Annotated in this window: 9 protein-coding genes; 5 read left to right on the top strand and 4 right to left on the bottom strand. The window is 69.9% G+C overall.

Annotated features, from left to right (window positions below; translation table 11 throughout):
* Positions 1 to 64 precede the first annotated feature (64 nt).
* Positions 65 to 1,009: a helix-turn-helix domain-containing protein gene (locus CCN42_RS31920; protein ID WP_086740824.1), complete on the bottom strand. Its 945-nt coding sequence runs from the start codon at positions 1,007 to 1,009 to the stop codon at positions 65 to 67.
* An 84-nt stretch (positions 1,010 to 1,093) separates the two neighbouring features.
* Between CCN42_RS31920 and CCN42_RS31915 the strand changes: the two genes are divergently transcribed.
* Entirely contained in the window at positions 1,094 to 2,626 is a 1,533-nt protein-coding gene (locus CCN42_RS31915) for an alpha/beta hydrolase (RefSeq protein WP_086740823.1), read from the top strand.
* Between the two features lie 269 nt (positions 2,627 to 2,895).
* On the opposite strand, the gene CCN42_RS31910 is transcribed toward CCN42_RS31915, so the two are convergent.
* Both CCN42_RS31910 and CCN42_RS31905 read right to left on the bottom strand, forming a co-directional pair.
* Complete coding sequence (locus tag CCN42_RS31910) at positions 2,896 to 3,339, bottom strand: hypothetical protein (protein WP_143662078.1); 444 nt, start codon at positions 3,337 to 3,339, stop codon at positions 2,896 to 2,898.
* A 295-nt stretch (positions 3,340 to 3,634) separates the two neighbouring features.
* On the bottom strand, positions 3,635 to 3,967 hold the full coding sequence (locus tag CCN42_RS31905; protein ID WP_086740818.1) for a winged helix-turn-helix transcriptional regulator: 333 nt from the start codon (positions 3,965 to 3,967) through the stop codon (positions 3,635 to 3,637).
* Positions 3,968 to 4,125: 158 nt separating this feature from the next.
* On the opposite strand from CCN42_RS31905, the gene CCN42_RS31900 reads away from it, so the two are divergent.
* Together CCN42_RS31900 and CCN42_RS31895 are read left to right on the top strand one after the other, a co-directional pair.
* A complete protein-coding gene (locus CCN42_RS31900) occupies positions 4,126 to 5,019 on the top strand; it encodes an NAD(P)-dependent oxidoreductase (RefSeq protein ID WP_086740816.1) in 894 nt (297 codons plus the stop codon).
* A 239-nt stretch (positions 5,020 to 5,258) separates the two neighbouring features.
* The gene (locus CCN42_RS31895; protein WP_086740814.1) at positions 5,259 to 6,131 is read left to right on the top strand and encodes an NAD(P)-dependent oxidoreductase; all 873 of its coding nucleotides are present in this window, start codon (positions 5,259 to 5,261) and stop codon (positions 6,129 to 6,131) included.
* A gap of 491 nt (positions 6,132 to 6,622) precedes the next feature.
* On the opposite strand, the gene CCN42_RS31890 is transcribed toward CCN42_RS31895, so the two are convergent.
* Positions 6,623 to 6,967 (bottom strand): MerR family transcriptional regulator, encoded by a 345-nt coding sequence (locus CCN42_RS31890; protein ID WP_086740812.1) that lies wholly within the window; start codon positions 6,965 to 6,967, stop codon positions 6,623 to 6,625.
* Between the two features lie 1,452 nt (positions 6,968 to 8,419).
* Between CCN42_RS31890 and CCN42_RS31885 the strand changes: the two genes are divergently transcribed.
* Complete coding sequence (locus tag CCN42_RS31885; protein WP_086740811.1) at positions 8,420 to 8,869, top strand: hypothetical protein; 450 nt, start codon at positions 8,420 to 8,422, stop codon at positions 8,867 to 8,869.
* Between the two features lie 53 nt (positions 8,870 to 8,922).
* A partial coding sequence (locus CCN42_RS31880) for a hypothetical protein (RefSeq protein WP_086740809.1) occupies positions 8,923 to 9,296 on the top strand: 374 nt, incomplete at its 3' end.

Below are 9,296 nucleotides of genomic sequence, written 5' to 3'. Positions count from 1 at the left end.
CCAGGCCGCACTCCATCTCGCGGGCATCCTCATCTGGACCCGACGCTGACCAAAGAGACAGAACCTAGGCGCTCTCGGCGTTGTCCCGCTGTAGTGCTGCGCGCAGCCAGTCGTCTGCGGAACCCGGGGTGGGTTCCGGTCGACCGCCGGGCGGTGTGAGGACGACGGCTGTCAGCTCCCAGTACCGGTCCAAGCGGGGGTCGGCTGTGAGCCGTGCGGCCAGCAGACGGCGGAAGTCCCGGGTGTCCCGGCTGCCGTAGGCGCTCGCGTAGGCAGTGACGTAGGCGTCCAGCGCTTCGCCCGGGAACGGGTCGCGTGCTCGCCGCAGATGCGGGCCGACGAGTTCGTACGCCTCCGTGAGTCCTGCGTACAGCACGGCTGCTCCGCGGGCGCCTGCCACTCGGTGCACGTCCGGCTGGGGTTGGCGGCCGCCGGGGCAGGGGGCCGTGGTCATCGCGTGCAGTTGGGCGAAGGCGAGCGCTTGGGCCGGGCATGGTTCGTCGGGGGGTTGTGGGACGGCTGCCTGCAGGAACGCCGCGGTTGCCTGGGCCGGCATGCGCGGTGGCAGCCAGGCGCGCCAGAAGCGGGCCAGCGGTGCGGTGCTCGGCGGCGTGTTCAGTGCGCCGAGCAGGTTCAGCCGGTCGGCGCGCTCCGCGGGCGGGGACTCCCGCACCAGTTGCAGCGCCGCCTCGCGCCAGCGCAGCGCGCTCAGTTCGCCACCCAGCCGGCGCAGGCGGTCTGCTACGACGTCTTCCAGAATGCGGCCCGCCGCGTCCTCGTCTTCGAGGACCCGCCGGATCTCGGGAAGGGCCAGGTCCAGGGTGCGCAGGGAGCGGATCAGCCGTAGCCGTTCCAGCGCTTGGGGGCCGTAGCGGCGATGTCCGCCGGTGCTGCGGGAGGTCTCGGGCAGCAAGCGCTGGTCGGAGTAGAAACGGACGGTCTTGACGGTGACGCCCGCGCGCTCGGCGAGTTCGCCGATGCTCCAGCGCACCTCGTGCGGTGTGGACAGTTGAACCTCCCTCTGGGGGAGTTCCTACGGTAGCGGCGCGCGGGCCGGGCGAAGCGCCCGGTGCACGGACGTGAGGAGAGAGCCATGGCGGTGTTCATCATGGTGGCGGGCGCGTTCACCGGTGCCCAGGTGTGGCAGGAGACGGCGGCACGGCTGAGCGCGGCGGGCAGTGAGGTGCACGCGGTGCGGCTCACCGGCATGGAAGCGGGCCAGCCCGTCAGGTCGGCGCGCGTGGACCTGGAGACGCACATTGCGGATGTGGTCGCGGCGATCGACGCGGTGGATGCTTCGGACGGGGTGCATGGCGGGGAGATCGTGCTCGTCGGCCATGACTACGGGATCCATCCGGCGCTCGGTGCCGCCGACCGGCGGGCACACCGTATCGCCCGCGTCGTGTACCTGGACTGCGCGATGCCGCAGAACGGTGTTCCGGCGCTGGCCGCGGTACCGGACCAGGCGCTGCGCGCGGAGTTGGCGGGACGGGCGGAACGGGGTGAGGGTGAGGGGGTGTTGGAGCCGCCGGGCCGGGAGGAGTGGCAGCGCTGGGGCAGTACCGCCGGCGTAGGCGAGGCGGCGTGGGAGCGGCTGGCCAGCCTGGCCGTACCGCAGCCGCTGGGCACCCTGCTGCAGCCACTGCGGCTGACCGGGGCAGTGGCCGCGGTGCCGGCCACCGGCGTGTTGTGCACCCAGAACGGTGCCAGTATCGACTTGGTGCAGCGGCTCGTCGACTTCGGTGATCCTGCGCTGGCGGTCCTCGCCGAGCCGCGGTTCACTTTCTTCGAACTGCCCACCGGGCACTGGCCGATGCTGTCCTGCCCCGCCGAGCTGGCGGACGTTCTGCTGCGGGCCGTGGCCGGAGAGGGCCACCGTCTGCGGGCGGCCGGTGCGAGTGCGGCACCGCCCGCTCATCTGCGGCCGTTCCCGCTGGACGTGCCCGAGCTGCCCCGCGACCGCAAGGAGCACGTCGACCTGTACCTGCCGGACGCGCATGGCCCGCGGCCGGCCGTGGTCTTCGTGCACGGCGGTCCGGTGCCCGCCGGGTCCCGGCCGAGCCCGCGTGAATGGCCGACGCTGGTGGGTTATGCCCGCATGGCGGCCGCTGAGGGGATGGTCGGCGTGACCCTCGACCACCGCCTGCACGACATGGGCGACTACGAGCGTGCCGCCACGGACGTGACGGCCGCGGTGGAACTGGTGCGGGCCGATCCCCGGGTGGACGCCGAGCGGGTCGCCCTGTGGTTCTTCTCCGGTGGCGGCCTTCTCAGCGCTCCCTGGCTGGCACAGCCGCCCGCCTGGCTGCGCTGCCTGGCCGCCTCCTACCCCGTCCTGGCGCCGCTGCCCAACTGGGGGCTGGCCGGCAGCCGGTTCCATCCGGTCCGTGCCCTCTCGCACGCGGGTGCCCTGCCCGTCGTGCTCCTGCGCGCCGGACGGGAGACACCCGAGATCGCCGCGACCGTCGAAGCGTTCGTCACCGCGGCCGGCGGCTGCCCAGTGCGGCTGGAACTGGTCGACGTCCCCAACGGTCACCATGGCTTCGAGACCCTTGACCCGCCCGAGGAGACTCGACCTGCTCTGCGACGGGCGATGCGCTCGGTGGTCAACCACCTGACCGGCTGACACCCGGGCCGGGCCGCACGGCCCGCACCACCTCCCCGGCCCCGTCCCCGCCCGGCTCCGGTTCCGGTTCGGTTCCGGCCGGACATAGTTCTTCAAGGACACAGGGGCGCAGGGGCAGACTGAGGTACGCCGACGACGTCCCACGGCTCCGGGCTTGTTGCGGGTCGCACTCCAACAGACCGGGGCGCCCCGGGGAGGGCAGCACCCGCACGTTGATCACCTCAGAGCGGGTCTCGCGTTCGGGTCGGCGGATCAGCTGCCGCGGGTGGCTACGGGTCTTCCGTGAAGTGTGCCCACAGTCCGAGGCCGATGAGCAGTGCCAGGCCCAAGCCGATGCCCCAGGGGCCGACTGTCCCGGTCACACGCTCAGTGAGTGTTGGTGGCTCGTAGCCGTGTTTGCGGCCTGTCTCGGTGGCCAATCGCTCAACCTCGCGTTGGTCTGCGTCACTCGGGCCGTCCGCGGACGCGAGAGACTTCGCCAGAGCCGTCACCCGGGCTGTCTCCGGGCCGGAGAAGTTGCCCCCTGTTCCGGCGGGAACCCCGCCGAACCCTGGGAGGCGCTGGCAGTAGAGGATTTCACCGGTGTTCCGGTCGAGGACAAGGCCTTCGATCCCGGATTCCCCCTCCTCCTTGCACGCTGTGCCGCCCTGCGAGAACGCTATCTGGTAGGGGAACGAGGGCCCTTCGACTGCCTTGTGCACCAAGAGGCTCACGCCACCGATGAGGAGGGCTGCCAGCCCGAGGCCGCAGGCGAGTACGACCAGCAGGTTGGCACGTTGACCGTCAGGGGACCGTGAGTCCGGGCTGTCCGGCGTTCTCGGCACCTATCCCCCTCTCTCACGTCTGCCCCCTCTCATTCAGCCTGGCGACCCGGCTCAGGGGCAAGGCGCCGTCAGGCCTCAGCAGTGGGAGGCTTCCACCACGGGCCGGGTACCAGGAGTCCCCGTGCCGACCGGTGATGCTCAGCTGATGCATGCTTCTCCGTGACTCGTACGTGACCGGGGCCGGCTAGGGGATGGCCTCGATGCGTTCCATGTGGTCCTCGCCCCACTTTCCGAGCGGTGCGAGTGCCGTGTTGAGCGAGGCACCGAAATCGGTGAGCGAGTACTCCACTTTGGGCGGAACCTGGTGGTGGACCTTCCGGTGCACCAGGCCACTGGCCTCCATTTCCCGGAGTTGAAGGATCAGCATTCTTTCGCTGATGCCGGGCACCGCCCGTCTCAACTCGCCGAAACGCAGCGTCTTTTCCTCTCCCAGCGAAAACAGGATCAAGCCCTTCCATTTACCACCCATGACGGCGATGGCGGCGTCGAGCCCGCAGATATAGGTCCGCTTGGTCATCAGCACTCCTACTGACAAAAATGTGGGTACCGAACAGAATTGTAGGTACTTGATCATATGTTGCGGGGCTTCCAGAATGCTTTTGGGAGCCACGCACGGACGCGCCGATCGGCGATCGCGTGGCTGCTCGACCATCCGACTGCTGAGTGGAGTGACGTATGACCAGGCATGCCCCCACACCCGTGACCGTCGTCGGGATGGGGTCGATGGGCCGGGCGCTGGCTGCCGCGTTCGCCGACGCGGGACACCCGACGACGGTGTGGAACCGCACGCCCGCCAAGGCCGCACCACTGGTGGCCAGGGGCGCCGTCCATGCGCGCACGCTCAAGGCCGCTCTCGAGGCGAGCCCGCTGGTCATCACGTGCCTGACCACCTTCGAGGACACTCGCTCCGCCCTGGGGCCGGCTGCGGCTGCGCTGTCCGGGCGTGCCCTCGTCACCTTGAACAGCGGCTCACCCGCCGGCGCCCGAGCCATGGCTGCCTGGGCGGCCGGGTGTGGCGCTCGGTTTCTGGCCGGAGCGGTCAAGAACGTCCCGGAGGCCGTGGGAGCTGCGGACACGCTGCTGTACTACAGCGGGGACAAGACGGTGTTCGACGAGTACGAGACGACGCTGAAGGTACTGGGCGGCGACACCGTCCATCTCGGAGACGAGACCGACCTCGCCGCCCTGTACGAGATGGCCGTGGGTGCCATGCTGCTGCCCGCGCTCGTGGGCTTCTTCCAGGGGGCGGCCGCCGTTCAGGCCCGTGGGCTGGAGGCGAGCAGCATGGTTCGGTTCGCCGGGAAGTGGCTGGACATGATCACGTCTTTGCTGCCGGTCTACGCCGCGGAGATCGACAGCGGTGATTACACCGATGCCGCCTCGTCCGTGAACCTCTTCCTCGCGGGCGCGGCCCATGACAAGGAACTCGCCAAGGAGACAGGTGTCGACGGGGCATGGCTCGCTCCGCTGCACGACCTGGTGGAGCGGGCGGCTGCGGCCGGGCATGGGGACCACAGCATCTCGGCCCTGACCGAAGTGCTCAGGAAGCCGACGCAGACGGAGTCGTGAGGTCACAGCCGTGCCGAGACACGTCTTCCCGCGGCTTCGGCCCCGGCCCCTTCCCCGGTCGCGGTCGCGGTCACGCCGCCGGTCGCGGTCGCGGTCACGCCGCTGCGGCAGGCTGCGGCGGGCGCCCGGCCTCGACACGTCCACGGTGCCGGTACAGGCCGTTCGGTGAGGCAACGGCCACGGTCTGTACGGCCTCACGCAGAGCAGCGTTGAGCTTGATGTGATGATGAAGGGGTGTCATGAGCAGGCACGATGTAACGGTCATCGGGCTCGGGCCAATGGGACGCGCGATGGCGAGGGCGTTCCTCGGCAGGGGCTACCGGGTCACCGTCTGGAACCGGACCGCGCACAAGGCGGACGATCTGGTGGGCGCGGGAGCCGACCGGGCAGCCACGGTCCAGGGCGCGCTCGCCGCAAGCGAACTGGTGATCCTCAGCCTGACGGACCACCACGCGATGTACTCCGCCCTTGAGCCGGCCGTTGAGGCGCTGCCCGGCCGGGTCCTGGTCAATCTCGGCTCGGACACGCCCGAGGGGGCCCGCAACGCTGCGCGGTGGGCGTCAGGACACGGTGCCCAGTACCTCACCGGAGGTGTGCAGGCTTCACCCCCGGGCATCGGGCAGCCGGGGTTCTCCACCTTCTACAGCGGGCCCAGGGACGTGTTCGACGCGCACCGGGAGGCCCTGGAGGTGCTCACCGGCACGGACTACCGCGGCGAGGACCCAGGGCTGGCGGCGTTGTACTACCAGGTCGGGATGGACCTGTTCTGGACGACGGTGCTCGGCTGGCTGCACGCCCTCGCGCTGGCGGACGCCCACGGTGTCCCGGCCGGGGAGATCCTGCCGTCCGCGTCGTCCGTGCTGTCAGGGATGCCGGATTTCCTGGCCTTCTACACACAGCGGATCGACGAGGGTGAGTACCCGGGCGATGTCGAACGGCTCGCCATGGGTGTGGCGAGCGTCGACCATGTTCTCCAGACCGCCAGGAGTGCGGGGATCGACACGTCGTTGCCGACGACGGTCCTGGAGATCTTCCGGCGTGGCGCAGCGGCCGGCCATGCCGACGACAGCGCGACGAGTTTGATCGAGGTCCTGAAGAAGCCCGCCGCATGACCGCTTCACGCCGGTCCGCTCACACGCGTGCCCCACCGGCACGCCGACTTAGCTGCGTCCGGCCATGCGGCCGGACAGCCTGTCCCCCGGTCCTCCCGTCGAGCGGCGGCTTGGCTGTCGCGTGCCCCCATCAAAAAGTGCCTCACCTCCATGTGAGGGGTGAACGCCTTCGAGAAGGCGTAGCGGCGGTCGGCTGCGAAGCCGGTCATTGGCGTGGCCAGGGGCCAGCCTGCACGCACCGGACGCGGACCGTGAACCGCTCGCACGGGGGCCTACCCGATGCGCTGACCTGCCCGGCGCCGGCGAACCGGCTCCAGTAGACGGTCACCATGTCCGACAACCCGGCCTGCGCGGCGTCGACCGCCCTGGTCGTCGCCTTACGCGCCTTCTCTCCGCCTGCGCCTCGCCGACGGCCTGGATCAGAGCCGAGCAGGGGTGGTAACGCACTCGCCAGGCGGCACCGGCGTTTCGCCTGCCGCCCGGCGTGCCGTTCAGGCCGTGGTCTTCGCCGCCGACTCGCGGTCCCGGCTGCGTAGTTCGTCGTTGATACGTCGGGCTTCCTCGAGCTGGTCCTCGAGAATGACGATGCGGCAGGCCGCCTCGATGGCGGTGCCCTGATCGACGAGTTCGCGAGCCCGCGCGGCGATACGCAGCTGGTACCGGGAGTAGCGGCGGTGGCCGCCCTCGGAGCGCAGAGGCGTGATCAGGCGGTGGTCACCGAGTGCACGCAGGAAGGCGGGAGTGGTGCCGAGCATTTCGGCGGCCCGGCCCATCGTGTAGGCGGGGTAGTCATCGTCGTCGAGATTGTCGACGGGACGGGAACCGGCAGGCGGCATAGACCTCTTCTTTCGGGGACGCGTCGGGGGGCCCGGGTGCCGTACGGCACCCGGGCCCCGAGCTTTCAACACCATCTACCGGCACACCGTGCCGGCCTTCTGTGTCCGCAGACTCCGCCCGAAGGGCCGGGTTTGCGGGGATCGCGGATGCGTGACCGTGGACCACCTTCCCATCCGGGGGCCTGCGGTACCCGGGCGGACATCATCCGCGCCCGGGCGATCCTGATGGCGTTCGGCTCCTTACTTTCGGTTACACGGATGAACTGCTGGACAACGCGGGTACTGCTCGCGGCCCGGCCCCGCCGGGCCGCGTTCTGCTCGTCGTGCATGCGCGGCAGTCCATCCCTGCCGCGCCTTGTCGACTTCCTGGGTACATCAGAAACAGTAGCCCTCCCGCGAGCCAATGTCTACTGCGGCCGCGATAGTTTTTCTTCATGATCCAGGCGACGGCTTCTGCCGCGACGGCACCCGCCGGAAGACGACACCCCGAGGCCCGCCGACCAGGTCGACCGTGGAGCTGCCACAGGGCTGCAGAGCTGCCTGGGGACAAGCCGTCCGCAGGGCGGCGCCGGAACGGGTGAACGGCGAGGCCTCGGCCCGAGCGGCGTGACGACGGGCACGGCGACGATGTACGCGAGGCCCGCGAGCAGCGAGCCTTGCGGATCGGAACCCGCCACGCGTCACGGGGGGCTGCTTCAGCCGGACCGTACGTGGCCGGGTCTGTCGGACGCACACCCACATGGGCATGCCACCAGATACCTGCCCGACACGCGAGGACTCGCGATGTCCGGGCCGCTCAACTCCATCCGGTCCACCGCACTACGCGCGACGACGGCCGGGGCGATCACGGGGCGCGGGGGGCGCACCGTCGGGCAGCCACAGCCACGCCGTCCTCCCGCCGTCACACCGCACCTCATGGACCGGCCGTCCTGGCCGTGCCGTCCTGGCCGTGCCGTGCCGTGCCGTGCCGTGCCGTGCCGTGCCGTGCCGTGCCGTCAGGTGATGCTGCCCTCCGATGGCTACGACGACATCCGACCGCAGGAGCAGTTTGGCTCATCAGACGACGCGGGACCGCAGCTCGAACCGGAGCCGACGGGCGCGGCACTGGGTGGTATCTGCGCACCCGCCGGACCCGCCCGCCGAACTGCTGCCGTCGGCGCACATCTTCACACACGGCTTGTGAGCAGGCGCGTGGCGTAGGGGAGCGCGCAGCGCGTGCGAGAGGCCCAGGCCGGGGTGAATACGACTATTGTCCCTCGAAGCAGTTAATCGGCGTATGCCTCCCAGCCACTGGGGCATCCCGTATTTGGAACAGTGCGTGACGGTGTGTGACAGCCGTCGGCGTCAGGTGCTTGCCCGACCCGCTTCCCCCTCCCCCTCAGACGCCTTCGACGTGGCGTGATCCGGCGTGCCCGCGGGAGGAAGCGATTCCTGTCAGCGAGGAGGTCAGCCGTGGCCGACGAGGACATCACGAGAATCCAAGTGCAGGTGCAGACGGTCCAGGAGACGGACGCCGGGACTCAAGGCCTGGTGTACCTGTTCATCGCGGGCCGGGAATTCCTGCTCAGAACTCCGAGTGGCGGTGACCATGAGCCCGGGTCCCGGACCTTCGTGCTGGGCGAGGGTTCCAACGTCCTCAACAGTGCCAGCAACGATCCGCGCGACCCGCAGCTACGTTCCTCGTTCCTGGGCCAGTTCCCGCCCTACCTGCGTTTCGGGCCCGTCGACGAGAACGACGTGTGGCACCTGGAGCGGGTGGACGTGACGGTGACCGCCGGCGACGGGTCCACCACGGGCACCTACCGCTACCAGGCCCTGGCGGACGAAGGCCCGACGAAGCGGACGTTGCGCATGGGGACCCGCTACAGCCAGCGGGTCTACCTCGATCCCGTCAGCCCCTGACCCGGTACAGATCCCTGTCCGTTCACCCTGCGACCGACTTGAGGAACTTCGCCATGCCCCATCTTCTTCCCGTCGACCCCACCGTCCCGCTGCTGATCACGCGGATCGAGGTGAGGGTCCAGACGGGCGCCTCGGGCACGGCAGGCACCGACGGCTGGGTCTACCTCGGCATCGGCGGCCGCGAGTTCCAACTCGACACCCCGGCCGATGTCTTCCGGCGGCCCGACCCGCCCACCAACGTCGACACCTTCATCCTCGGCGACGGCGCCAACGTCAACAACGCCGGCGACAACGACCCGCGCAGCCCCCAGTTGCGAGTCGCCGATCTGGACCGCTACTCCGCCTACCTCAGCTTCGAACCGGCTGACGACAACGACAACTGGGAGATCGACTGGGTGAACGTGACCCTCACCGCCGCCGGCGGCGG

Source organism: Streptomyces glaucescens (assembly GCF_002154375.1).
Taxonomy (GTDB): domain Bacteria; phylum Actinomycetota; class Actinomycetes; order Streptomycetales; family Streptomycetaceae; genus Streptomyces; species Streptomyces glaucescens.
This window is presented reverse-complemented; position numbering and strand designations above follow the sequence as displayed.

Excerpts from the sequence above, each read along its gene's own strand:
- CCN42_RS31915 (WP_086740823.1), top strand. The coding sequence starts at position 1,094 with ATGGCGGTGTTCATCATGGTGGCGGGCGCGTTCACCGGTGCCCAGGTG.
- CCN42_RS31895 (WP_086740814.1), top strand. The coding sequence starts at position 5,259 with ATGAGCAGGCACGATGTAACGGTCATCGGGCTCGGGCCAATGGGACGC.
- CCN42_RS31905 (WP_086740818.1), bottom strand. The coding sequence starts at position 3,967 with ATGACCAAGCGGACCTATATCTGCGGGCTCGACGCCGCCATCGCCGTC.
- CCN42_RS31900 (WP_086740816.1), top strand. The coding sequence starts at position 4,126 with ATGACCAGGCATGCCCCCACACCCGTGACCGTCGTCGGGATGGGGTCG.
- CCN42_RS31890 (WP_086740812.1), bottom strand. The coding sequence starts at position 6,967 with ATGCCGCCTGCCGGTTCCCGTCCCGTCGACAATCTCGACGACGATGAC.